At 36.3% G+C, this 26,157-nt stretch carries 19 protein-coding genes, 1 tRNA gene and 1 riboswitch; of the genes, 13 read left to right on the top strand and 7 right to left on the bottom strand.

Going from position 1 to position 26,157, the window contains the following annotated elements:
• Nucleotides 1-2: 2 nt before the first annotated feature.
• The gene (locus ACJAT0_RS01745) at nt 3-1,859 is read left to right on the top strand and encodes a cation:proton antiporter (RefSeq protein WP_415180264.1); all 1,857 of its coding nucleotides are present in this window, start codon (nt 3-5) and stop codon (nt 1,857-1,859) included.
• Between the two features lie 762 nt (nt 1,860-2,621).
• On the opposite strand, the gene lepA is transcribed toward ACJAT0_RS01745, so the two are convergent.
• Nucleotides 2,622-4,421, bottom strand: coding sequence for a translation elongation factor 4 (lepA, locus tag ACJAT0_RS01740; protein WP_415180263.1), 1,800 nt, complete (start codon nt 4,419-4,421; stop codon nt 2,622-2,624).
• Nucleotides 4,422-4,512: 91 nt separating this feature from the next.
• On the opposite strand from lepA, the gene ACJAT0_RS01735 reads away from it, so the two are divergent.
• The gene (locus ACJAT0_RS01735; protein ID WP_415180262.1) at nt 4,513-6,924 is read left to right on the top strand and encodes an outer membrane beta-barrel protein; all 2,412 of its coding nucleotides are present in this window, start codon (nt 4,513-4,515) and stop codon (nt 6,922-6,924) included.
• 838 nt (nt 6,925-7,762) lie between these two features.
• Here the strand turns inward: ACJAT0_RS01735 and ACJAT0_RS01730 are convergent.
• Both ACJAT0_RS01730 and ACJAT0_RS01725 read right to left on the bottom strand, forming a co-directional pair.
• Nucleotides 7,763-8,695 carry a DUF3078 domain-containing protein gene (locus ACJAT0_RS01730; protein ID WP_374002532.1) on the bottom strand — a complete coding sequence of 311 codons (933 nt, stop codon included), beginning with the start codon at nt 8,693-8,695 and terminating at the stop codon, nt 7,763-7,765.
• An 88-nt stretch (nt 8,696-8,783) separates the two neighbouring features.
• On the bottom strand, nt 8,784-9,479 hold the full coding sequence (locus ACJAT0_RS01725; protein ID WP_374002531.1) for an SCO family protein: 696 nt from the start codon (nt 9,477-9,479) through the stop codon (nt 8,784-8,786).
• 94 nt (nt 9,480-9,573) lie between these two features.
• Here ACJAT0_RS01725 and ACJAT0_RS01720 point away from each other — a divergent pair, with 94 nt between their 5' ends.
• The 3 genes from ACJAT0_RS01720 to ACJAT0_RS01710 all read left to right on the top strand — a co-directional run bounded on the left by ACJAT0_RS01720 (nt 9,574) and on the right by ACJAT0_RS01710 (nt 13,147).
• Nucleotides 9,574-11,520 carry a M1 family aminopeptidase gene (locus tag ACJAT0_RS01720; RefSeq protein ID WP_415180261.1) on the top strand — a complete coding sequence of 649 codons (1,947 nt, stop codon included), beginning with the start codon at nt 9,574-9,576 and terminating at the stop codon, nt 11,518-11,520.
• Between the two features lie 68 nt (nt 11,521-11,588).
• Nucleotides 11,589-12,965 carry an RIP metalloprotease RseP gene (gene rseP / locus ACJAT0_RS01715; protein WP_374002529.1) on the top strand — a complete coding sequence of 459 codons (1,377 nt, stop codon included), beginning with the start codon at nt 11,589-11,591 and terminating at the stop codon, nt 12,963-12,965.
• 108 nt (nt 12,966-13,073) lie between these two features.
• A tRNA-Asn gene (locus ACJAT0_RS01710) sits at nt 13,074-13,147 on the top strand.
• A 155-nt stretch (nt 13,148-13,302) separates the two neighbouring features.
• Here the strand turns inward: ACJAT0_RS01710 and ACJAT0_RS01705 are convergent.
• The 3 genes from ACJAT0_RS01705 to ACJAT0_RS01695 all read right to left on the bottom strand — a co-directional run bounded on the left by ACJAT0_RS01705 (nt 13,303) and on the right by ACJAT0_RS01695 (nt 15,213).
• Nucleotides 13,303-13,539, bottom strand: coding sequence for a hypothetical protein (locus ACJAT0_RS01705; protein ID WP_415180260.1), 237 nt, complete (start codon nt 13,537-13,539; stop codon nt 13,303-13,305).
• 378 nt (nt 13,540-13,917) lie between these two features.
• Nucleotides 13,918-14,319 (bottom strand): tetratricopeptide repeat protein, encoded by a 402-nt coding sequence (locus tag ACJAT0_RS01700; protein ID WP_415180259.1) that lies wholly within the window; start codon nt 14,317-14,319, stop codon nt 13,918-13,920.
• 240 nt (nt 14,320-14,559) lie between these two features.
• Complete coding sequence (locus ACJAT0_RS01695) at nt 14,560-15,213, bottom strand: hypothetical protein (protein WP_415180258.1); 654 nt, start codon at nt 15,211-15,213, stop codon at nt 14,560-14,562.
• 49 nt (nt 15,214-15,262) lie between these two features.
• A riboswitch (SAM-I-IV-variant riboswitch) is annotated at nt 15,263-15,355 on the bottom strand.
• Between the two features lie 384 nt (nt 15,356-15,739).
• Between ACJAT0_RS01695 and ACJAT0_RS01690 the strand changes: the two genes are divergently transcribed.
• The 3 genes from ACJAT0_RS01690 (at nt 15,740) to ACJAT0_RS01680 (ending at nt 18,003) form a co-directional block, all read left to right on the top strand.
• Nucleotides 15,740-15,973 carry a hypothetical protein gene (locus tag ACJAT0_RS01690; RefSeq protein WP_415180257.1) on the top strand — a complete coding sequence of 78 codons (234 nt, stop codon included), beginning with the start codon at nt 15,740-15,742 and terminating at the stop codon, nt 15,971-15,973.
• 312 nt (nt 15,974-16,285) lie between these two features.
• Entirely contained in the window at nt 16,286-16,987 is a 702-nt protein-coding gene (locus ACJAT0_RS01685; RefSeq protein WP_374002389.1) for a hypothetical protein, read from the top strand.
• 512 nt (nt 16,988-17,499) lie between these two features.
• Nucleotides 17,500-18,003, top strand: a complete 504-nt coding sequence (locus ACJAT0_RS01680) for a YceI family protein (protein WP_415180256.1) — start codon at nt 17,500-17,502, stop codon at nt 18,001-18,003.
• A gap of 265 nt (nt 18,004-18,268) precedes the next feature.
• Here ACJAT0_RS01680 and ACJAT0_RS01675 read toward each other — a convergent pair whose 3' ends face one another.
• Nucleotides 18,269-19,024 carry a universal stress protein gene (locus ACJAT0_RS01675; RefSeq protein WP_374002391.1) on the bottom strand — a complete coding sequence of 252 codons (756 nt, stop codon included), beginning with the start codon at nt 19,022-19,024 and terminating at the stop codon, nt 18,269-18,271.
• Nucleotides 19,025-19,333: 309 nt separating this feature from the next.
• On the opposite strand from ACJAT0_RS01675, the gene ACJAT0_RS01670 reads away from it, so the two are divergent.
• Genes ACJAT0_RS01670 through ACJAT0_RS01650 form a run of 5 tightly spaced genes read left to right on the top strand, consistent with a single transcriptional unit; the run spans nt 19,334 to nt 25,939 of the window.
• A complete protein-coding gene (locus tag ACJAT0_RS01670) occupies nt 19,334-20,716 on the top strand; it encodes a PSP1 domain-containing protein (protein WP_415180255.1) in 1,383 nt (460 codons plus the stop codon).
• Nucleotides 20,716-21,210, top strand: a complete 495-nt coding sequence (locus tag ACJAT0_RS01665; protein WP_415180254.1) for a gliding motility lipoprotein GldH — start codon at nt 20,716-20,718, stop codon at nt 21,208-21,210. The genes ACJAT0_RS01670 and ACJAT0_RS01665 overlap by 1 nt, the downstream gene beginning before the upstream one ends.
• Nucleotides 21,197-23,551: a transglycosylase domain-containing protein gene (locus tag ACJAT0_RS01660; protein ID WP_415180253.1), complete on the top strand. Its 2,355-nt coding sequence runs from the start codon at nt 21,197-21,199 to the stop codon at nt 23,549-23,551. Before ACJAT0_RS01665 ends, ACJAT0_RS01660 begins: the two co-directional genes overlap by 14 nt.
• On the top strand, nt 23,551-24,264 hold the full coding sequence (locus ACJAT0_RS01655) for a 3'-5' exonuclease (RefSeq protein ID WP_374002395.1): 714 nt from the start codon (nt 23,551-23,553) through the stop codon (nt 24,262-24,264). The genes ACJAT0_RS01660 and ACJAT0_RS01655 overlap by 1 nt, the downstream gene beginning before the upstream one ends.
• Complete coding sequence (locus ACJAT0_RS01650) at nt 24,242-25,939, top strand: ABC transporter ATP-binding protein (RefSeq protein WP_415180252.1); 1,698 nt, start codon at nt 24,242-24,244, stop codon at nt 25,937-25,939. The genes ACJAT0_RS01655 and ACJAT0_RS01650 overlap by 23 nt, the downstream gene beginning before the upstream one ends.
• Nucleotides 25,940-26,157: the final 218 nt, after the last annotated feature.

Below are 26,157 nucleotides of genomic sequence, written 5' to 3'. Positions count from 1 at the left end.
TTATGCTAGAATTAGCCGGAATCATCATATTAGGAATACTAGCACAATGGATGGCGTGGAGACTAAAAATCCCAGCTATATTACCCCTTATAATAATAGGGCTTTTAGTAGGCCCTGTTGCTACCCTATTTACAGAAGATGGCTTGAAAATTATCGAACCCATTTGGAATGGTACTCAAGGTCTTTTCCCAGGAGATAGTCTATTTTACTTTGTTTCATTAGCCATAAGCATCATTTTATTTGAAGGAGGTCTAACCTTAAAACGGGATGAGATTTTGAATACTGGACCGGTAATAGGTAAGTTGATATCTGTTGCTGTACTTATCACTTTTGTAGGAGGTGGTATTGCTGCTCATTATATATTTGGACTAACTTGGGAGATATCACTGCTCTTTTCTGCATTGATCATTGTCACTGGTCCAACGGTAATCACACCTATTTTAAGAAATATACCGCTTAAAAAGGACGTTAGTTCCATTCTGAAGTGGGAAGGTATTTTAATCGATCCTATAGGGGCATTATTTGCGGTTTTAGTTTTTGAGTTTATCAGTGCTGGTGCCGGTGGCGAATTTACTAAAGTAGCTTTAATAGAATTTGGTAAAATTGTGTTATTCGGTTTTACCTTCGGCTTTTCCTTTGCTCATGCGCTAGCTTTTTCAATTAAAAGGAAACTGATTCCGCATTACTTATTAAATGTATTTACTCTTGCTACCGTATTAGGCGTTTTTGTCCTGAGTGATAGTTTTGCACATGAATCCGGTCTTTTATCTGTTGTAGTAATGGGAATGGTTTTAGGAAATATCAACTTACCCAACCTTAAAGAGTTATTATATTTCAAAGAATCCCTAAGTGTTTTATTGATTTCGATTCTATTTATATTGCTGTCAGCAAATATAAATATGGAAGATCTTTATCTAATTTACAGATGGGAAACAGCTGTTATATTTGCCATAATTGCTTTTGTTATTAGACCCTTAGGGGTTTTTGCAAGCTCCATTAATAGTGGCTTGAAACTCAACGAGAAGTTATTTATCTCCTGGGTAGGACCTCGCGGTATAGTTGCCGCTGGTATTGCTTCACTTTTTGGATCTAAACTAGCTGCACAAGGAATTAAAGGAGCAGAATATATAACCCCTTTGGTTTTTATGATCGTTTTAGGAACGGTACTGCTCAACGCAACTACAGCCCGACTATTTGCAAAAATAGTAGGTGTGTTCCTCAAAAAGTCTAATGGAATCATGATCATAGGAGCCTCAGAATTTGCTAGACTTATCGCTTCTTACCTCAAACAGCACGAGCGCAGTGTAGTTTTAATTGACTCCAACATCAATAATGTACGTACCGCAAAAGAGCAAGGGCTTGAAGCCTTCGCAGCAGACATTTACTCCGATTCATTTTCTGATAATATAGAATTTAATAACATAGGGTTTCTAATCGCACTTACTGGAAATTCGCAGATAAATGAATATACAATTGAGAGTTTTGGTCATCGTTTTGGAGAAAACGGAGCCTTTAGGCTTGTTCATTCAAATGAAGTTAATAACCCTAATAAAAACCCTGCTTCTGGGTTATTTTCTGCTACAGATGATTATGTAAATATGATGGAAGTAGCACGGCACTATGGTAAAATTCATGAGATCAAAATCAAATCTCAAGATCATTTTGAAGGGCTGATAGAAATCACTAAAACAGATGATAATATAATACCTCTCTTTATAAGAAAGGATCATAAAATCGATATTGTGCCGTCTATGTCACTCAAAATGGAAATTGAATCAGGCAGTATTCTTGCTTATTTGGGTAAAGAAATTATAGAAAAAGAAACTGGCGAGGTTAGTGTGAAAGAAAATACATTGTAATAAAAAAAGTGATTGCAACAACAAAACATATTTTTATTCTAGAACCATCTGATTGCATGAACACCTCATTCCCACCATTTTTTTTAACAAGCCTTTTCACTTTTACCCAGGTACTAGCTTATGAAAAAGCATAAGCTAGTATATACTCTATAATTAATTATAGGTGTCAGACTTTGACAATCTGGTATTTACTTCATATCAGACGGTTACAAAATTGCCTTTTTTTTACATTTATTAAATTTATAAGCAGTTTATTTTAAGTAGTATAAATGGTTTAATAGGAGTTTAGAGATATTTTCCTTCCGTTATTATTTTAATCAACCAACGGTTAAACGATGTTTTTCTATCTACGCAACTAACTTAAAATACCAACAGGAAAAAATTATCTCAACCTTAGCCACTATAACTGCTATCAGCTTTACTTCCTATACTTCTGATGATGATGCTAATGATCCTATCAGTGATTGTGTTACTTGTGCTGCTTATCAAATAGCAGGAATAGATGTTCCTGTCCTTGAAGTATGTGAGGGTGAAAATGGTAATGCCTTTGTACTAGGTGTAGATACTACCGCAGCATACGCTACTTATGTATCATCATTACAACAAATTACAACTTGCGAGTAATTTGTAGTCAGATAAAAAAGCCTCCCCAGAATAGGGTAGTCTTTTTTTTTATAATTGCATTATCATGTACGAACCAAGATTCTGACTTTTATTTTAATTACAGAACTTAAAAGACTGAAAAATACAGGTTTAAATAAGTTAATCATTCAATTTCAAAACCGCCATAAATGCTTGTTGTGGAATCTCTACATTTCCTACCTGACGCATGCGTTTCTTACCTTTCTTTTGCTTTTCTAGAAGCTTACGTTTACGAGATATATCACCTCCATAACATTTTGCTGTTACATCCTTACGCAAAGCTTTGATCGTTTCACGAGCGATAATTTTTGCTCCTATCGCTGCCTGCACGGGTATGTCAAATTGCTGTCTTGGGATCAACTCACGCAACTTCTCCACCATCTTTTTACCGATGTTGTAAGCGTTATCTGCATGAAGCAATGCACTCAATGCATCAACTGTTTGAGCATTTAATAAGATATCTACTCGCACTAACTTTGATTCCCGCATCCCGATAGGATTGTAATCAAAAGAAGCATAACCTTTAGAAACAGTCTTCAATCTGTCATAGAAATCAAAAACGATCTCAGCAAGTGGCATATCAAAGGTCATCTCTACACGCTCTGTAGTGAGATAGGTTTGATTTGTTACAATACCACGCTTCTCGATACAAAGAGACATTACATTACCTACAAAATCAGATTTTGTGATAATCGTAGCTTTGATATACGGTTCTTCCACTCTGTTTAAACTAGATGGCTCTGGTAGATCAGTTGGATTGTTTACAATTAGAATCTCATCTGGATTCTTGTGTGTATAGGCATGATAAGAAACGTTAGGAACTGTAGTAATTACAGTCATATCAAATTCTCGTTCCAGTCTTTCTTGTATGATCTCTAAATGCAGCATTCCTAAAAATCCACAACGGAAACCAAAACCTAGCGCCGCACTACTTTCTGCTGTAAAAACAAGCGAAGCGTCATTGAGCTGAAGTTTTTCCATACTAGAACGCAAGTCTTCATAATCTTCTGTATCGACAGGATAAATTCCAGCAAATACCATAGGTTTTACATCTTCAAATCCACCTATAGGATTTGTGGTAGGATTTGCATGATCTGTGATCGTATCACCGACTTTTACTTCTTTGGCCTCTTTAATTCCTGTTATCAGATAACCAACATCGCCAGTCCCTATCTCTTTTTTGGGAACTTGATTCAATTTCAATGTACCTACTTCATCCACATAATAACTTTGCCCCGTAGCTACAAATTTAATGCGTTGTCCTTTTTTAATAGAACCATTTATTACTCTAAAAATAGTCTCTACACCACGAAATTGATTGTACTGCGAATCAAAAACTAGTGCCTGAAGTGGCTCATCTGGATTTCCTTTAGGAGGTGGAACTCTTGCAATAATAGCATCAAGAATTTCTTGAATACCCTGTCCAGTTTTTGCGCTGGCGGGAATAACATCGCTAGGATCACATCCTAAAAGATCTACGATATCATCCGTTACTTCTTCTGGATTTGCACTCGGAAGATCTATTTTATTTAATACAGGAATAATTTCTAAGTCATTTTCTAGTGCTAGATAAAGGTTAGAAATAGTTTGCGCCTGAATACTTTGAGCCGCATCTACAATTAATAATGCCCCTTCACAAGCGGCTATAGAACGAGAAACTTCATAGGAAAAATCTACGTGTCCAGGAGTATCTATTAAATTAAGAATGTATTGTTGGCCATCTGGAGCCGTATAGTCCATTTGTATCGCATGCGATTTTATAGTTATTCCACGCTCACGCTCTAGATCCATACTGTCTAATAATTGAGCTTGTGATTCCCGTTTTGTAACCGTATGTGTAGCGTCTAATAGCCTGTCTGCCAGTGTACTCTTACCGTGATCAATGTGTGCAATAATACAAAAATTACGTATATTCTTCATAGTCCTTTCAATAGGGTGCAAATATAATCTAAAACATCGCGGGAAGTTTTCATGATCTTTGGTATTTTAGCTATTAGTTAAAATGTTATAAATGAAATGCTTCCCATTATTTATTTTTCTAGTATTTATTAGTACGACGGCGCAAAATGACCTTACAGGAACGGTCTCCAATAATAAGATGGAACTAATTGCGTACAGCAATGTGGTCTTATTTAAAATGCCTGATAGTGTTTTTTATAAAGCTTCTTACACAGACGTAGAAGGACAGTTCAAGATCCCAGATTGCTCTAATGGCAATTACACTTTACAGATTTCTTCCGTTGGATATGTTCCGCTTTCGCGAAAGCTAAGCTTAAATCAAACTACCGATCTAGGAACTATTATCTTGAATGAAAATACGGAAGAACTAGACGCAATTCTTATTAGAGCCAGCAAACCTACGATAGATAAAAGAGCAGACCGACTGGTTTTTAATGTAGAAAACACTGTTTTAAGTATAGGAAACACTCAAAATCTATTGAAAAAGACTCCTGGAGTTTTTGAAATGGAAGGAACTTATATGGTTCAAAATTCACCCGCAGTGATTTACATCAATAACAAGAGAGTGTACTTAACAAGTGATGAATTGAGCGCTTTGCTGCGCGGTTATAGTGCCGATAATATTAAGAGTGTTGAAGTAATAACAAATCCACCGGCGAGCTATGATGCCGAAGGTGTGGCAGTAATCAACATCAATACTTCCAAAGGGATTTCTCTAGGCTATAAAGGAAATGTAAGCGGGCAATGGACGCAAGGCACTTTTGCTAAATATCAATTAGGTTCCTCGCATTTTTATAAAAACAACTGGCTCCATGTGTATTCAAGTTACAATTATAATCCTAGAAGAGATCTCAAATTAGACGATGCACGAATAGGTTTCTTTAATCCAGACGGCTCCCGATCAGAGCGCTGGTTCACAAAGTTAGAAAAAGTAGATCGGAGTGCAGCGCACAACTTTAATACTATTGTTGATATGACCGTAAATGAAAGAAATTCTTTGAGCTTCTCTGGTAATTTCAGTACCAATCAAAATAACGACGTAACCTATCAAAACGAAACGCTTGTTCTTCAAGAAGGGGCAACAATGTTTACTGGTTTTAATGCCAATTCACAATTTGAAAATAACCGTACCAATGGTTTTGCAAATGCACAATGGCAACATGTTCTTAATGAAGAAGGTGCTTCCCTAACGCTTCAAGGAAATTATATATTCACAGATAGTGATCAACTTCAAAACTTAAGCACAAGGTTTTTTGATGCCGATCAAACCACCACGGGAACAAACAGTTTTTTAACAGATACTTTTCAGGAGATTGACATTTACACGGCAAAGTTGGATTTTATCACCACCATAGGAAGTTATGATTTTAGCAGTGGTTTAAAATTCTCTAATGTATCTTCTACCAGTTCGCAAAATTTCTTTGACACTAATAGCGGTTCTACCCTAAATCCATCATTATCTGATCTTTTTCTTTATGAAGAAAATATTTTTGCAGCCTATGCTCAAATAGACCGCAGTTGGGAGAAATGGTCACTCGCAGCTGGTTTACGTTTGGAACAGACCGATGTGGAAGGAGATTCTCAGTCTTTAGGACAAGTAAACACTCAGGAATACCTAGAATTATTCCCTAATCTGGCCCTGACCCACCAATTGAATGAAAATAATTCTTACACTTTAAGTTACAAAAGAACCATAGACCGTCCACGGTATACAGATTTAAATCCATTCAAGACCTTTCTAAATGATTTCAATTTTAATACAGGAAACCCTAATTTACAACCCTCTTTTAATAATAAATTTACATTGAGCTGGAACCATCAAAACACTTGGTTTATAGACACCTATTTTCTGTATACAAAAGATTTATTAAGCGATGTGCCTTTTCAAAATAACACGAATAACACGCTCAACATTCAAAGTATCAATCTAAATTATGAACTTCAATATAGTATCGACCTAGCAACTTATCAATATATAAATAAAAGCTGGTACACAGGGGTAAGTGCTAGTTTATTCTACATGGAAAATGAAACCAAAGCCATCCAGTCTGGAAATGTGGATGTGGTGAGTTCTACCACTGGCTTTTATTTGAACTCTTTTAATAGATTCAATATGTCAGAAGATAGAACATTATCCATGGATGTAGATGTGAGTTACTTATCCAGTATTCTTTTTGGAACTTACGAATGGGGCGGTTCTTTTGTCACTAATGTAAGTTTTAATAAAAGCATCTGGAAAAGAAGAGCACAATTAACTCTGGCTTTTAATGACATCTTTAGCACTCAAAATCAACGAATGTATACTCGTTATCTAAATCAAGATAATAATTATCTGGCCTTACCAGAAACAAGAACAGTAACTTTAGGTTTTACATATAACTTCGGTAACTTCAGACTAGAAAATAATGAAATTACTACGCCTGAAGAAGAAGAACGTATCTCTAAAAAAGAGCGCGGTCTTTAATAAAAGAGAATAGACCATTTGCTTAGGTATGCTCAAAACAGGTAGCTGTAAAATTATAGAATCAAAACTTATGCTGGTATAAAGCTTGAAATCTCAAGAGAGAGATAATCGATAGGCCCTAGATGTAGCAAATTAAAAAACTGGCAGACGGAATATAAAGCTATTGTCAAATACAAAAAACCATTCCGTATGGAATTTGGGCTGGACCAACTCTTCTATTTGCTCCTTCCTATTCTTTATAATTTTTCTTTGAATTGAGCAGACTTGTTATTGCAAAATCTGTGCGTAATAGGATGTTGCATTTGGACAAAAAGAACAAAATTAAGCAGCAAGTTTCAATGCAATTGGAGCAGCTCTATTAACAGCACTATCGATTTCATTAATTGTGTCAAGAACAGCATAAAAACATATTTCTTAAAGGCAAGGGTTTGTTTGCATGAAACGATCCATAATCAAAACTAAAAGCCTTTTCCTTTTAAAATATTGCAAAACAGGTTGACTACGAGCGTAGCGAGCAAATGGGCTTTGCAGCTGGGAGAAGGTTTCCAAATTTGTTTCCATTGTCCATCCACTTCTGAAACATCAGTTTTGCCACTTAAGGAAGTGAAAATAAAACTATAAATCTTCTCCCCCTATTTATAAAGCTTAGTAAAAAAGTTCCGGTAAGTTTCACTTGGTAGAAGCGAAAATGAAAAAGTGGTACGGTCTTAGAACTGAAGATAAAGCATATTAGTATACATAAGCCAATACTTTTATTTACTAAAAAATCATTTGCAAGCACAAAAAAAACCTCCAGAAATGTAAAGCTTTTTGTTACGTGAATAAGTTAGGCATGTTCTTAAAATTTGTAATTCAGGCCTACCAAGTAATAAGACTGTAGTTTATTATCAACCGTATCAAACGTAAACGGAATGGCACCCATTGCAAGATTATTGTTTTCAAAGTTCAAGGCTTCTTGCTTATTCCCTCTAATCCCAAATTCGAATCCAACACCCATATTTTTCCATAAGGTATACCCAAATGAGTTGATCCACGTATAGTTAGAAAAATTGCTGCTGTCATAACTGTAAAACATAGAAAGATTTGTTTTAAAACTCACTTTACTTATCGTTCTTGTATAATCCGCGACAATTTTTGCCCCTAAAGAGGATTGAAAAACAGCATCATTATTTGCAAATACAAGGTTATAATTGAGCGCGTGAAAAACAACGACTAAATTATCAAAGACAGTCCATGTCCCACCTATCCCTATATCAAGATAACCTGGATCATTAAAATTACTGAGAATAGTCGTCCTATATTCTGCTAATGCAGAAATTGCTATTTTTTCATTCAATTTATATCCGTACAAAGAGGTCATATTAAATACGTCTGTTGCTTCTTGAAATCTGTTATCGTCCGTTGGATCATCTTTATCATCAAATTTTACCCAACCCAAGTTTATATTCAATGAATTTCTCCAAAAGTATTTTGATTGCCTCAGATTTGCATAAGCATTTGCCGTAAGCCCTATATTTCCTGAAGAAACATTTGCGCTCCCCTGGGAATACCAACTATCAAAACTGGACAGATTCACACCTAGGGTACCAAAAACCGCTTTTTTCCATCCGGGAAGGGCATCAATTTTTGATTGGATGGCATTTACTCTTGATTGAATTTGAGAAATGGAATCATTCTTTACCTTTTTCAAAGCCCTTAATTCTGACTCTGTTTGTGCTAGCGCATTACTTACTGTAAATAAAAGTGCTAAAAAAAGTAATGTTTTTTTCATGATTCTCATAATAACTACAAACGTACCTACAAATTAAAAAAAATATGGAAAAAAATAGAAAACCATTAAAAAAAAGATGGAAGGCGTTTTAATTAGATGAAAGCCTTTGCGCGGTATATATATCTTTTAAAGTATAAATATCTTCTATAAGTAGCTGCACATCTTTTACACTCGTGCCATCATAAGAGCGACTTCTCAATCTGCCTTCTTTGTCGATTAACAAGAAATTCTCTGTGTGGATCAACGCATATTCTCCACCATACTTATTTTCTTTTGCCGCCAGATAAGATTTACGAGCGAGGTCATAAATTTGCTTGCGGTCTCCAGTTACCAGATTCCATTTTCTATCCAGCACCCCTTTCTTAATGGCATACTTTTTAAGTACCTGTACAGAATCTATTTCTGGAGTAACACTGTGAGAAAGTATCATTACCTCTGGATCATTTTTAAATTCTTCTTGAACCAGTAGCATGTTTTTAGTCATTACAGGACATATCGTAGGGCATGTAGTAAAGAAAAAATCAGCCACGTATATTTTACCTGTATAATCTTGTTGCGTTATCGTATCTCCATTTTGATTCAATAATTCAAAAGGAGCTATCTTGTGGTACTTTTTTACAAAAAGCATAGAGTCGTCTACCAGCGTAGGATCAAATTTATCTGGCTGGAGAATAGCAAGTGTCTTTTCTGGGGTAAGTGCGTACTGAAAAGCAGCCATTATTCCACCACAGAGAATGACCATAAATAAAGCGCGCCACTTATTTTTGATGAGGAATTCTAGCATTTGTGATACTTTTTTACAAAATTACGACCGAATAATTGGTTACTCTCTTATTGGTGAATGTTTCTTAACTTTCCTTACTAGAAATACTCACTCAATGAACAAGTTTAAAATGGTGATCTTAGTAGTTTCTGTTCTCGCTTTCGCGAAAGCAGAGTCACAACAAACACCACCTACCTATTCACAAGAAGGCGTTGATGCCTGTCTTTTAAAATCTACTTTACTACATCCGAGTACACGCACCATAAACCAATCCACTGCAAATTATGACCTTAAATATGTGCGCCTCGAACTAGATACAGATCCAGATATTGCTCGTATTTCTGGCACGACAACTTCACATTTTGAAGCTGTGGGAGATATAGACGAGGTGATTTTTGATCTGGCTTCTAACATGATCGTGAGTCAAGTAACTCAAAGAGGTATGTTCCTCAATTTTGTAAATAACGGTAATGATGAACTGGTAATAGATCTTCCAGCAATTCAAACCAATGGGGTTTTAGACAGTCTAAGTGTTACATATAGTGGTAATCCTATTGCAAGTGGTCTCGGTAGTTTTGAACAAACCACTCATAATAATGCAGGAATTATATGGACCCTTTCAGAACCCTATGGTGCCAAAGCATGGTGGCCGTGTAAACAAGACCTTACCGATAAAATTGATCATACAGAAGTTATCATTCATACACCAGCTGGAAACACAGGAGTTTCTAATGGGTTACTCATTTCTGAAACAACTACTGCCACTGGAAAAAGATTCAGGTGGCAGCACAATTACCCTATTCCTGCTTACCTTATCGCTATTGCAGTGACCAACTATGTAAAATATACCGATCTAGTAGGAAGCGGTGCAACAGCATTACCTATAGATAATTATGTCTATCCAGAAGATCTCGCTACGGCACAAGCAAGTACGGCCGTTACCGTTCCTATTATGAATTTCTTTGAAAACACGTTCGGTCCTTATCCCTATAGAAGTGAAAAATATGGTCATGCACAATTCGGTTGGGGCGGCGGTATGGAGCATACAACTATAAGTTTTATGGGTGGTTTTAGTCGTAGTTTGATAGCTCATGAGCTCGCCCATCAATGGTATGGTAATAAAGTAACCTGTGGCAGCTGGCAAGATATATGGCTTAATGAGGGTTTTGCCACCTACTTAACAGGAATGACAGTGGAGCACTTAGACGGAGCGAGCAGTTTTAAATCCTGGCGCAACAATGCAAATAACAGAGCAACTACACCAGTAGACGGCAGCGTTTATGTGCCCGCAGTAGACACCTTAAATGTAGGCCGAGTATTTAACGGCAATTTATCCTATAATAAAGGCGCTATGGTACTGCACATGTTGCGTAAAAAAGTAGGGGACACTCATTTCAAGCAAACACTACAAAATTACCTTAACGATCCTCAACTGGCATTTAACTATGCGAAAACACCACAATTTCAAGCCATAGCAGAATCTACATGCAGTCAAAACTTAACAGAGTTTTTTGACGACTGGATTTATGGAGAAGGATACCCACAGCATAACTTAGAGTGGAATCAAGTACCGAACGGTATCCATATTGTTTATCGACAGCTGCCCAGTCACTCTTCCGTAAGTTTATTTGAAGTGAACCTCCCTATAAAAATCACAGGAACGAATGGTCAAGAACAGTGGATCAACTTAGAAATTGGGCAGCTGAATGAAACGTTTAATGTAAGCCTTCCTTTTGTCGCAGCAACTGTGGAGATCGATCCAGATATAGAAACCATAAGCAAGAATAATGCGACGGCACTTGATTTAAGTGACGCTTTCGCAGAAGCGGAATTTATATTATTCCCCAACCCAACCGCTAGTAATTTTAAAGTGATTACTCAAGACACCGATGTAATACATCTTATAATTTACGACCTTTATGGCAGAGTTGTTTTGAATTACAAAGACCTTAATGCTAATTACCCTAACATGAATTTTACAGCTCCAAATACCAGCGGTATTTACCTGATTCAACTTTCTACAAATAAAGGAGTACAGACACAAAAACTGGTTGTGTTGTAATTCTCAAAACCTATTATGCAAACTGTCATGAATGACCTATTTTTGCGCTTTTTAAACCTAAAACATCAATGCATCCATATCTAATTATAGCCATCAATTTTTTAATGAGTCTTTCCCTACTCATTGTATTGCACGAGTTAGGTCATTTTATTCCTGCTCGACTTTTTAAAACCCGCGTAGAAAAATTCTATTTGTTTTTTGACATCAAATATTCTCTATTCAAAAAACAAATAGGAGAAACCATTTATGGAATAGGTTGGTTGCCATTAGGTGGCTATGTAAAGATCTCTGGGATGATCGATGAAAGCATGGACAAAGAGCAAATGGCTCAAGAACCTAAAGAATGGGAGTTTAGATCTAAGCCGGCTTGGCAGCGATTGATCATCATGTTAGGAGGAGTGTTTGTAAATGTAGTAGTTGGATTTTTAATCTATATATGTCTTATTGCCTCTAATGGACTTCCACAAGCAAATGGTAATGACTTTAAATATGGATTTGGTTTTCCGGAAACTCTGGAAGAAGTAGGTTTTATCAAAGGCGATAAAATTCTTTTGATAAATAAAGACACCATAGCAAACGCACTTTCCCTCAATCACAAATTAATCTTTAGAGATGTTGAAACAGTAACCGTTTTAAGAGATGGTAATAAGGTTGATATTTCTATTCCTGAAGATATAGGAAGTAGAATGTTTGAAGCAGGTGTTTCTACTTCTTTAGAGGCTAGAGTTCCATTTATAGTAAACAACGTCGCTTCAGGTTCTAAGGCGGCTGCTATAGGGTTGCAGTCAGGATCAAAAATTTTATCTGTCGCTGGATATCCCATTACTTATACAACAGATTACACGTATGCCATCAATCATAAAGTGACTCATGGAGAGCCTTTTCAAGTGGTATGGGAATATAAAGGAAAGAGATATGAAAAAGAAGCTGCCTTCTCTACCATAGAAAAAACCTCCTTCTTTTTATTTACCAAAACAGTGGATGAGCCTAAAATATTAGGTTTTACAAAAAAACCTACGGACCCAACATACCAGACTGTAGAAAGAAGACAGTATACGTTAAGTGAAAGTATATCAGAAGGGATTTCTCAAGGATACTGGACCATGCATGATTACATAGTCCAATTCAAGTATGTGTTTACAGCAAAAGGCGCGAGTCAGTTAGGCGGTTTTGGAACTATTGCAAAGTTATATCCAGACAGCTTTGATTGGACCGCATTCTGGGCAACTACAGCTTTTATATCTTTTATACTTGCTATCATGAATATCTTGCCTATTCCAGCACTGGATGGTGGTCATGTCATGTTTTTGTTATATGAAATCATTACTGGACGGAAGCCAGGAGATGCTTTTTTAGAAAGAGCACAAATAACAGGAATCATTATACTATTGTCCCTGATGCTCTATGCTAATGGAAATGACCTGTTTAAGGCATTGTTTGGGTAATTTCTATGAGAAATAATTATATTTTTCATATAAAAGTTTGCCACAAATAAAAAACATAGTAAATTTGCGATCGCTTAAGTAAATAGCTTGAGTTTGTGTATATCACAGTCCTCTTTAGCTCAGTTGGTTAGAGCATCTGACTGTTAATCAGAGGGTCCTTGGTTCGAGTCCAAGAAGAGGAGCAAAGAAAGCCTGTAAATCATTGATTTATAGGCTTTTTGTATTTTGGAAATTCTGCTTTATCCGATTCCCTATCCGATTTAATCAAATTAACTTCAATAAAGCCGATTAATTCTTATCTTAATATTCACCTTTTTAAAATTTTCGCAGTATTCTATCATGTGCCTTTGAAGTGGCTGTATCTGTCTAGTAGGTCACCAGTCTTAAAAATCTTCAATCCTACTATTTTATTTGCGGTGCTGTTATACTCAATCTCAATAAAGAATTTATCTATCGCGTAAAGACTAAAACGCTGTGAGCCATTAATAAAGTTATCTAAGTAAACGCCCTTACAATTTACCACCTCATCATATTGTAGTTGCTTATCTAGTTGGTTAAACTCGTATAAAGTCATTATCTGAATATATTTAAGAATTTATCTAGTAGGTTTTTAGTAGATAACACTTTGTGGGTTGTTATACATTTACTTTAACGAAAAGGTGTTCCAAAAAAAACATTACAAGCAGTCAAATAGAAAAATAGTTAAAAAGCCCGAACAGCGCGCACAATACTTCTGCTGCCCTTAGTGTAGCCGAACTGACTAACGCCCTGACTACCAACGTTGAAACCCTGAGCCCACGCGTTACCGACATCGAACTCCAGTAGCCAGTATCTTTATTCTAAGGGTTACCTATAAATTTATCCATTAACTCCTCTATAACTTTAGTATAAATATCTTTACTCATTTGCTTATTTTTTTCTACTTCTGTAATGTAATGTTTATGGAAGTCGGCTAATTACAAAGCTTTCTAATTTTTTCATAAGCGTTTTCATATCCTAACTCACCAGCTTTAGATAAATCCAAACATCCGCTATCTTTCATTTTTAAGGAGTATTTAGAAAGCCCTCTATTGAGGTAAGCTTCAGCATCATTAGGATTAAGCTCTATAGATTTATTATAATCGGCTATTGCTCCTCTATAGTCTTGTAATTCATATTTAGAATTCCCTCTATTGTAGTAAGCACTAGCATCATTAGGATTAAGCTCTAAAGCTTTACTAAAATCCGCTATTGCTCCTCTATGGTCTTGCAATTCATTTTTAGAATTCCCTTTATTGTAGTAAGTCTCTGCTGTTTGGCTATAAACATTAGAAACTGAGATAATAGCAATTAATACAATTAATACTTTTTTCATAATCTTAAGTTTAATTAAAATCAAACATAATGATAGTTTGTATTTTTCCCTACAAATGATAAATAAACTAAAAATAAAAGTTGTTTTTATAGCTGCATTTGGTGCATTATTCTAATTGGTTAATTTGCCTTAATGGTTTCTTATACCTTTTTATCATAAACCTGTAAAACCTCCTTTTGCCGAGGTCACAAGGAATAAATTCTTAATGTTGATATCAAAGAATTGTTAGTAGTATTCTAATCATCCATTGCCAAATATAGAATCTTCCCTAAATCGTTCTAATGTTTGTCTGGCAATAGCGTTTTTACCATAATACTTATCCATATCGAAAAAGACGTAGTAATTATCAACTTTAAAAACCTTGGGGTTAAATTTGAGTTTATCAGGGTTATAATATTCTAAATGTTTTAAAAGGAGCTGCTGATAATATTTTTTAGGAACCGCACCTTCCAATCGATTTTCTCTAAAAGTAAGAATGTGATCTTGGTTCTCATTAGGGTTTTTATTGAACCAAACGTAATTTCCCTTATGAGTGATAATACTTCCCAGCCAGTCTATATTCTTCAATTCCGGTATTTCACAGTTGAGTAGATTGCTTACAGAATGATTTACTCCGTAAATTATATGTTCGCATCCAAACACATAGTCCTCCTTCTCTCTAAGCCTAGTCCATCTCATTCTTTCCTGCACTAGTTCAGCCAAATGCATATGTGGCATGACCATTTCAGATAGGATATACAGCTTGCCATTTGTTTCACCAAAGAGATTGAAATCCCTGACAAATGAGGAGAGGCTTCCGTATTTCTTATTTATACTCTCAACATTGAATATTAGGTAAGCAAAGGATAAAACAAGGTTTTCCTTATCAGTATAGTAGATATTTGATTCGCTCATAATGCATAGTTTTAACGTTTATACATCAAGAAAATATAGAGAACAGTGAGGTAATCATTTGTTTTGACGACTGTCCGTATACTAAACCACCGCGGCTGTTGTGCTCGGTTGGTACGCATTATTTGCGTTCTTGATACTTTTCCAAATCTACAACTTAAATTTTATCACTAAAAGATTTCGGTTTGTGAGAATGTTTTATGCAAGGAATCTAGGGGTGCAGTCATTAACTCCTTTAAATCTGTTGCAGATGCGAGTAAAGCTACAGGTACTTTCAAAGCCTGTACCTCTCCTGTTCCTAGAGGAAAAAGAAAATCTACACAAGGATACGTTTGAAAATATTTATGATTTAAAAGCTCTATTGCTCATTGTAATAGAGCTTTTTTATTTTTAACTAAATTAACCCAATCAATTATTCAATATGAAAAAAGCAATAGAGTTTCTAGATTATTATCGTTCATAAATAGGTGACCGTAAATTTCATAAATTAATTAAGGAGGTAGATACAGCAAAGCTTTTCAATCAACTGATGAAGGATTCTAAAGACCAAATGCTTTTACCAGGCACCAGTGATTTTTATGCATGTATCCTTCACTCTGTAAAATATACATTTGCTGGTAAAGAAAAAATATTGGCAATTGCTTTGTTATTGCTTGAAAGATGGAATAAGGAAATTAATATGAAGTATAATCTCAAAAGTCCAGAGCAATTAGATTACTTCATAGAATTGCTAATTATGGAAAGTAGTCAGCTCGGAGTCTAAAGGAGTATAATTTTAAATTGGGTAGCTGAAAAACTTCACCCTCCTAAAAAACCTTAAACAATTGAGCGACCTTTTAGATGTTTCAATTAATAAATTCAATCCATGATAAAATCTAACTTTTCCCTTACTACATCGTCTTTGATCGTCAATGACAAGGTTTTATATACTAGAAAGTATTATTAATGAGATGGTAATGGAATTTAAATCACAGAATACACCTGTATTTCTAAAAATAATTTAAAATAACGCAGAACAAATTATTTATTTATCTCTAATACTTTACATTTGTTAAACAAACACAAAACAATTAAAATGAAAAAAATTATTTTATCCCTTTTACTGCTTACAACATTAAATTTATTTGCTCAAGAAAACTATTGGACAAGTTACAATTTTAATGTAGACGTAGAAGATGAAGAAATCGTCGCTAAACTTACTAATGATTATTTCAGTTCGCCAAATTCCAAAGCAGAGGGAGTAACAGTTTTCTTATTTGAAAATCATTTTAAGGATATTTCAAATAATGCTTCGCATACTATAGCTTTTACAGGAACATTAGATGCTATGGGTAAGCAATATTCTCAAGGAGATGATTTAAGTTGGGACTTGTTCCTCTCTAAGTTGAATAGATATACTAAAAGTCACTCGTCAGCAGCAGGAAGAAGCTTAATTTCTTTTGGAGTACCTGGAAATTACCCTGTTCAAAATCTTTATATACTAAAAGTAAAAAATGGACGAAAGTTTGCAGCGGCTTGGGAAAACTACAACACTATATCTAACCCCGAAGACAGAAGAGTGACATTTGGACAATTTAATCTTGGAAGAAGTACAAATGGAGAAACGCATTATGTATTATCTGAAGTAAATTCTTTTAAAGACGCTTTTGGTATGAAGAAATTTAGGGACCGTATTTCGTCAGCTAAAAATACTGCTTGGAATAAATTTATTGAGGAGTTTGATGGTAATGCCGAAATGGTAAAAACTAAAACAAGAACTGTGGTTGGTAAATGGTAAATTAATTTCACCAACATAAAACAACTAAGAGCCTCCTTTTGGGGGCTTTTTTCATACCATAGGCATATCTTATTCCTTCAGTTCAGCTATTTCAAGACCCCACAAGTAGCTTAAACTAACGTTTAAACCTGGGTGTCCCATAGCTTTTTGTAGTTTGGTTAATGATTAGGTTTTTTTATACCACAAAGTCTATGGACCAGAAGCCCAATGCCTGTTCCGATTTTATATCGGGAAAGAGGAGCAAAATCCCAATCAGAAATGGTTGGGATTTTTTGTTTTACCTTAATCACAAGCTATTGATCTGGATAGGCAAACAAAAAAGGTTTTGAACCATAACAGAATTTCTAAAGGTTTCATTTACTTGCAATTCAATGAAAGTAAAAGAGGGATTAGACCGACAGATGTTTTAAGAGGTCACCGCAGGTGGTGACCAAAACCCTCTCAATAAGTCTTTGAACAGATGATTCTTTAAAGGGCTTTTTTTAAATTTCATTAACTAGCGTACTACTCCTATGAAAACAACAATAGCACTACTCCTTGTTTGCGCATCATTTCTATTGAACAACAAGATTAACAGTACAGATTCTAAAATAACATTTACTTTCGACAGCGAAGGTGTTGCTGGAACCATAGGCGATATTCAGTCACAATCTGAAATCGATCTCACCCAGATTGAAGGATCCATCATAAAAGGCTCCGTAAGTGTCAGTAGTTTAGAAACGGGTAACTTTTTACGCGACGGTCACCTAATGTGGGAAAAGTATTTCAACAGAAGTGACTATCCTCGAATTTATTTTGAAAGCAACAGTATTAAAGAAAACAAAGACAGGACTTACAAGGTAGAAGGCAATCTTACCATCAAAGGAATTTCAAAACCAGTTACTTTTTTGGCGGTAAAAAAGGACAACATCATAAATATTACAGGCAACATTTATACGAGTGATTGGAATATCAATATTCAAAAGGAAAGAAATAAAAACAAAGCAACTATAGCTATGAAGCTTAAGATTGAATGACTTTAAAGTGTTTACACATAAGGGACCTTTTATAATACCATGGACAATCAGCATAAATCAAAAAGTCTATGGAAACTTCTAAACGAGAGATTAAAACGTTCTACTTTATTAGGAAAGTGACATTCTGAAAATTAAAAAAGCCCTCACCTTGCTATAAAGGCTTTTCTATTTATATTTTTGTGTAGTCCTGAAATAGAGTCACACCAAAACAAAGTGTAAGTAAGCCATAAGCAACAACTGGTTACGTAAGGCACACTTAAAAAGATTACTCTCTTTCCTTCAAAATTAATAATGGCTTTGTAGTGTGAAATTCTTCTTTGAAAATTTCATTACGTTGCCATATTTTCTCAAAAATATTTTGCTTTCTTCTGCGCAGTACACAAATCATATCTGGATTAATATGCTGATAATGCTCTAGAATACCTTGAAAAACCGTCGCATTATCAGACTCCGTTAAAGAAGAGCTGCGGCCCATCAAGCCTTTAGATATTTCTTTTGCCTCCTCGGGAGCATCTGGGGTGTTGACATGAAGTAAATGCAGTTGCGAGTTAAATATGTTTAAAAAATCTTCTAACATCAAGAAATTATCGTCATTCTTATAATTAGCGTTTTTAAACGCCATAAGAACCTTGTCTAGTTTTCTAAACAAGAAATTAGCCGGCACAATCAGTAACGGGACATCGTTTTGCTTCACAATTTTACCGGTTACTTTTCCTAAATAAAGCTTGTCACTTATATCAATACTCTTTGGAGATAAAATTATTAAATCAATTTTTAACGTTCTAGACAATTCTTGTATTCCTTCAAAAATATCTCCAGAAAGAACTTTTGAAACTACTTGCACACTTTTTACCACCGGGACAGCTTCAAGAACATCTCTCAAAACTTGCTCAGCAGTGCCGTCAGAATTGATACAGGTCACATAGACTCTAGCCTGAGTGATCGAAGCAAAATTAACTGCATAGGTTAAATTATTAATACCTTTTTCTCTTGTGGCAATAGGAACTAAAATGTTTTTCATGTAAGAAGTTTTAAATCTAATTAACTAAATGGATTAACTATTCTTTTGAGCTTGTAAAACTAATCTAAAAGACCTTTTTGAAGGTGTATTTTATTGATTAATTAGTACTTAAGCAAATTATTCTATCGGTTTTCTAATCATTTTAAATCAGATGTGCCACCATATATGTAATATATCCATTCCTATTATCTTTTTCACAAGCCTGTTAGGTGCCATATTCCCATATTTTTAATTCTTATATTTACGGTTCAAGGAATGATTTCAATTGAACGAGTTAATCGTTTCAATTTCAATATATAGAATACAAAAATGAGCTGTAATAGTTGTGGAACTGGTGGTGGTACGCCTGGTGGATGTAAAAATCACGGTACCTGTGGAACAAGTGGATGTAATAAACTAACCGTTTTTGATTGGTTAGCAAATATGGAATTGCCCGATGGTCAGAAACCGTTCCCTTATGTAGAAATACGATTTAAAAATAGCCGGAAAGAATTCTTTCTGAATAAAGAGGAACTCCAACTTAAAATAGGAGACGTGGTTGCTACACAAACAGAAAGCGGCCATGATATAGGCATTGTCACCATTACAGGAGAATTAGTCCGGGTACAAATGAAACGCAAGCGTATTAAAATCGATGATGAAATCCCGCAAGTATACCGCATCGCAAGTGAAAAAGACGTGGAAAAATGGGTGACTGCAAGGGAAAAAGAAGACCCCATGAAAATACGTGCTCGTGAGATAGCGATACGTCTTCAACTAAAGATGAAAATCTCTGATATTGAATTTCAAGGAGATGGATCTAAAGCTACTTTTTACTATACCGCAGATGAACGCGTAGATTTCCGTGAGCTTATTAGAGAATATGCTGGTGAGTTCAAAACCAGAATCGAAATGCGCCAGATAGGATTGCGACAGGAAGCAGCGCGTCTAGGAGGAATAGGCTCTTGTGGACGAGAATTGTGTTGCAGCACTTGGTTAACAGATTTTAGATCGGTTACGACAGGGGCGGCACGCTATCAGAATTTATCATTGAATCCACAAAAACTGGCTGGTCAGTGTGGAAAACTCAAATGCTGTCTCAATTACGAGCTAGATTCTTACATGGATGCGTTGAGTAATTTCCCGAAACAAAACCAAAAGCTTTACACTGATAAAGGAACTGCTATCTGTCAGAAAGTAGATATTTTCAAAGGATTGATGTGGTTTTGTTATGATGGCGAGTGGATGAGCTGGCACACCCTTACTACAGATCAAGTTCATGAAATAGTTGCAAAAAACAAAGCTAAAGAAACCGTTGCTAGTATAGAAGAATATGCCAATGAGTGGATAGTTGAAGAAGCAGTGAGTTTTGAAAATGTAGTTGGCCAAGACAGTCTGACGCGTTTTGACCAACCTAAATCGCGCAACAAACGCAGTAAAAAGCGCAAACCCCAAAGCAACACGAATAGACCTAACAAAGAGGCTACTACGACTGCAGCGGCCACAGCGACTGACACTACCCTTAAAGAGGGACAACCCAAACGCAAGCCCAGACCTAACAATAAACCCGGTGCTCCTGCAAAGAAAAGGGACCAGCCCAATCAAAAGGCTGACTCTGATAAAGACACAAAGCCCAACAAACCTAGACCTAACCGCAATAAAGGTCGCAATCGCAACAACGATAGCAACCAGCCGCCTAAAAAAGAAGAATAGTGTACAAATACTTGTTTTTTTTCGCAGTTATTTCCCTTTGCTCATGTGATGAACAACTGGTGAGTGCAGAGTATCACGATGTGCAGCCATCTGGCTGGTCTATTGAAGATGTGGCGAGTTTTCAAATCGTACCTCAAGACAGCATTGCAGCCTATAATCTATTTATCAATTTGCGCAATACACACGATTATGAGTACAATAACCTCTGGTTGATCTCGCAAATAAAATTTCCGCACGGAAAAGTCGTTACGGATACATTGCAGTATCGCATGACTGAGTCTGACGGCACATTTCTAGGGACGGGTTATAGTGATGTGTTAGAAAATAAACTCTGGTTAAAAGAAGGAATACGCTTTCGCGAAAACGGAACTTATCAAATAGCACTGAAACACGCGATGAGAAAAACAGGAGAAGTAAAGGGAGACAGTCAGTTAAAAGGCATACTCGAAGTGGGATATAGTATAGAAAAACAAGTGCAAAATGGCAGTAACTAAAGCACAAATAGCTACAGAAAAAGAAGGGAAAAAGAAAAACGTATCTTTATTTTGGAAAATATATGCCTTAGGTGTAGGGTTTATTATCCTTATGTTCCTATTAGCCGCTTGGGAGGTTTTTGGAGATTTACCTGACCATACGGTTTTAGAAAATCCGCAGACAGAACTAGCCACAGAAATCGTAACGGCAGACGGTAAACCGCTAGGAAGTTTCTACAACGACAACAGGAAGCCCGTAAAATTTGATGATCTACCTACACATCTTATAGATGCATTGGTCTCTACCGAAGACGAGCGCTTTTGGGATCACAGCGGTATAGATGGCTATGGAACCACACGAGCTGTTGCTTATTTAGGAACTGCAGGTGGCGCAAGTACCATCACCCAGCAACTCGCAAAACTTTATTTTACAGATCAAGCCAGCAGCAATACCTTTGAACGTTTGATCCAAAAAATGCGAGAATGGATCATTACCTCTAGATTAGAACAACAATATACCAAACAAGAAATCATTACTCAATATTTAAATGAGTTTGACTTTATATTTCAGGCTATAGGAATACGGAGTGCCTCTAATATTTATTTTAATAAAGAACCTATCCAACTTAGCGTTTCTGAGAGTGCTGTCTTAGTAGCCATGCTCAAAAATCCGAGACAGTTCAATCCACACCGTGAGATTTCAAAAGAAAAATCCTTAAACAGACGCAACCAAGTATTTTTTCAAATGGTGCGCAATGGTAAAATGACCGAAGCCGTCAAAGATAGCCTTAGTGCTATTCCTATTAAAATAGACTACACTTCAGCTGATCACAATGAAGGTATGGGAACTTATTTCCGGGAGAACCTAAGGTCATGGCTAACAGATTGGGCAAAGGAAAAAATCAATCCAGAAACTGATAAACCCTACAACCTATACAACGACGGGTTAAAGATAAATGTAACCATAGATTACAGAATGCAAAAGATGGCTGAAGAAGCGGTGTACGCGCATATGGAAAGGCTTCAAGCCGAATTTGACCATCAAATGACGCGCAACAAAACGGCTCCTTTTACAGACCTTACCGACTCTCAAATTGAGAACACAATGAAGTCTGCCATGAAAAGATCAGTTCGATGGAGAGAGATGAAGAGAAAAGGCATTGCCGAAACTGCGATTATCAAAAGCTTCAGTATAAAAACTGATATGACCATTTTTGACTGGAAAGCAGACTATAGAGAACGTGATACCATCATGACACCTATGGATTCCATACGTTATTACAAGCAGTTTTTACATACAGGAATGATGTCATTGGAGCCACAAACTGGCCATGTAAAGGCATGGGTAGGCGGCATCAATCACAAGCACTTTAAATATGATCATGTAGAGCTAAGTAAACGCCAAGCAGGATCTACTTTCAAACCTTTTTTATATTCAACAGCCATAGATCTGTTACATTACAGTCCTTGCAAAGAATACTCTGACGGTGAGTACACTATTGCTGCAGGAAAACATGGCAATACTAATGACTGGACACCTAAAGATTCTAATGGAGATTATGGCAATACAATGACCCTACAAGAAGCACTAGCTAAGTCAAAGAATACTATTTCTGCAAGATTAATGGACGAAGTGGGGCCGCAGCCCGTCGTTGATCGGGTAGGGCAGCTGGGAATAGATATTGAAAACATGGATGTAGTACCTTCACTTGCTTTGGGAACTGCAGACGTAAGCCTGTATCAAATGGTGGCTGCTTATGGCGTTTTTGCCAACGGTGGGATTTATAACAAACCAGTTTTAGTGACGAGTATCGAAGATAAAAACGGCACTGTTATATATCAATATATCCCCGAAAGTAAAGATGTTATGAATCCAGAAACGGCTTATGTTACTGTTAATCTCATGGAAGGCGTCACTAGAATAGGAAGTGGTGCAAGATTGAGAGGTAACTGGGCTATTAACGATCCTTTTTATAAGGAAGTCATTACCGATTACCCCTATGATTTTAAGAATGATATCGCTGGTAAAACAGGAACAACTCAAAACAATTCTGATGGATGGTTTATGGGAATGGTTCCTAATCTAGTCACTGGAGTCTGGGTAGGTGGAGATGATCGAGCGGTTCATTTTGCACGAACTAAATACGGCCAAGGAGCTACTATGGCACTTCCTATATGGGGAAGTTATATGAAACGCATCTACGCCGATGAAACACTGGATATTTCTAAAGAACCTTTTAAAAAGCCAGAAGACTTATCCATAGAAACCGATTGTGAGGCGTATCAACGAAGTCTAGGTAACGATCCTTTAAAAGATAACAGTCAACCTAACGATAGCTCTAACGAATTAGACATGATATAATGATTTCAAAACTTTCTTTAGATCATATATTGTTTCTAGATATTGAGACCGTACCTCAACAGGAAAGTTTTGATAAGCTGGAGCCTATAGACCAGCAATTATATACAGATAAGACCAAATACCAGCGCAAGGAAGATGTCACACCAGAAGCCTTCTATGATCGCGCTGGTATCTGGGCAGAATTTGGCAAAATAATCTGTATCTCTGTTGGTTATTTTGTAAATCGTACTGAGGGACAACAATTTAGAACTCGCAGCTTTACAGGGGGAGAAAAGGAGTTGTTAGAAGAATTTGCCCATTTATTAAAGGAGCATTTTTCAAAAAGAAATCATTTGATGTGTGCCCATAATGGTAAAGAATTTGACTTCCCATATATCGCTAGAAGGATGATTATTATGGATGTAGAAATACCAGAAAAGCTTAATTTATTTGGCAAGAAACCATGGGAAGTACCACACCTGGACACCTTGGAATTGTGGAAATTTGGGGACTATAAACATTATACCAGCCTAAAATTATTAACTCGTATTTTGGAAATCCCTTCTCCTAAAGACGACATAGATGGCTCCCAGGTCAGAGATGTATTTTACAATGAACATGATATACAACGCATTGCTACCTATTGTGAAAAAGATGTTGTGGCAGTAGCACAAATCGTACTTAAATTACGCAAAGAACCTTTACTCACTGATGAACAAATCATCTCCAAATAATACTGTCGCCTCTATCAGAGCCCTTAACGTTAGTTTTTCTAATGGAAAAAAGAACGTTCAAGTATTGTACGATATTGGATTTGACATTTATAAAAACGAGATTCTTGCCGTGGTAGGAGAATCAGGAAGCGGTAAATCGGTAACCAGTAAGGCGCTTATGGGACTACTTCCTTCTCAAACGGCACAGGTTACGGCTCAAGAACTTACTTTACAAGGGAAAGATTTATTACCCCTAAAAGATGGAGAATGGTCTCGCTTTCGCGGAAGCGAGATCAGCATGATTTTCCAAGAGCCTATGAGCTCTCTCAACCCTACGATCACCTGTGGAAATCAAGTAGCAGAAGTATTACAACAACACCAAAACAGCAGTTCTGCTCCTTCAAAAAAAGAAGTCTTACGGCTTTTTGAAAAGGTAAAACTTCCTACCCCAGAAATCACATTTTCAAAATACCCTCATGAAATAAGCGGTGGACAGATGCAACGCGTCATGATTGCTATGGCAATCGCTTGCAAACCAGCACTACTCATTGCGGACGAGCCAACTACAGCGCTCGATGTAACGGTTCAAAAAGAAATTATATTACTTCTTAAACAGCTTCAAAAGGAATACGGCATGAGCATTCTTTTTATCTCTCACGATCTTTCCCTTGTACAATCTATAGCCGATAGGATTATAGTGATGTATCAAGGTAGAATTGTTGAACAAGGAACAGCAAAAGCCATTTTTGATCACCCAAAAGAAACCTATACCAGGGCACTTATAGCCTCCCGACCCAGTACGAAAAAACGTTTGCAAAAACTACCTACAATAAATGATTTTATAGAAAACAGCGTTTCTGACGAGGTTATAACTAAAGAACAGCGGGAAGAATCACATCAAAGAATCTACCAAACCCTGCCTTTATTACAGGTAATAGATGTGGTGAAAGATTATCCATTAAAGAAAAGACTCTTTTCAAAACAAAAGTATTTTAGAGCTGTAAATGGAGTGAGTTTTAATCTTTATCCTGGAGAAAGTCTAGGACTGGTGGGAGAAAGTGGTTGCGGTAAAAGTACTTTAGGCGATCTAATTTTACGCCTTAAAGAGGTGACCAGTGGTAGCATCATATACCGAGAGCAAGATATTACTCACCTTTCTGGTCTTCCTATGCGCAAGTTGAGAAAGGAAATACAGATTATTTTCCAAGATCCGTTTGCTTCATTAAACCCACGTCTTACAGTGGGACAATCGATTATAGAACCTATGAAATGGCATGGAATAGGCAAGAACAACAGCGATAGAAAAGAAAAAGTCCTGAACTTATTAAAACGTGTAGGCCTTACAGAAGAACATTACAATCGGTATCCGCATGAATTTAGTGGCGGACAGCGACAACGTATAGGAATCGCTAGAACAGTTGCTTTAGAACCCAAATTAATCATTTGTGATGAAAGTGTCAGCGCACTGGATATTTCTGTACAAGCACAAGTCTTGAACTTACTTAATGAGTTTAAAAAAGATTTTGGATTCTCTTATCTATTTATCTCTCACGATCTAGCGGTAGTAAAATACTTCTGCGATCAAGTTATCGTGATGAACGAAGGGAAAATAGAAGAAAAAAATGAAGCTGATGCGTTGTATGCAAATCCGCAGAGTGCTTATACCAAGAAGTTGATTGCTGCTATTCCAAAGTGATTTTATTTACTACCCCTTTTTGAAACGCGTTACCTATGCGCAATCTATACACTCGTATCACAACTGCCCGAGATAAAAGGTACTCGAACCGGGCACCGAGGCAAGCTCGGCAGTAAACACTGCGTCCCTTTTATTTGCTGTTGGATTTATAAAGAGGTTACTTACCTCTTATGACCTTATACGAGTTTATACTACTGGTAGAACCTCAACAATATGAT

Source organism: Nonlabens sp. (genome assembly GCF_047636915.1).
Classification (GTDB): Bacteria; Bacteroidota; Bacteroidia; order Flavobacteriales; family Flavobacteriaceae; genus Nonlabens.
This window is presented reverse-complemented; position numbering and strand designations above follow the sequence as displayed.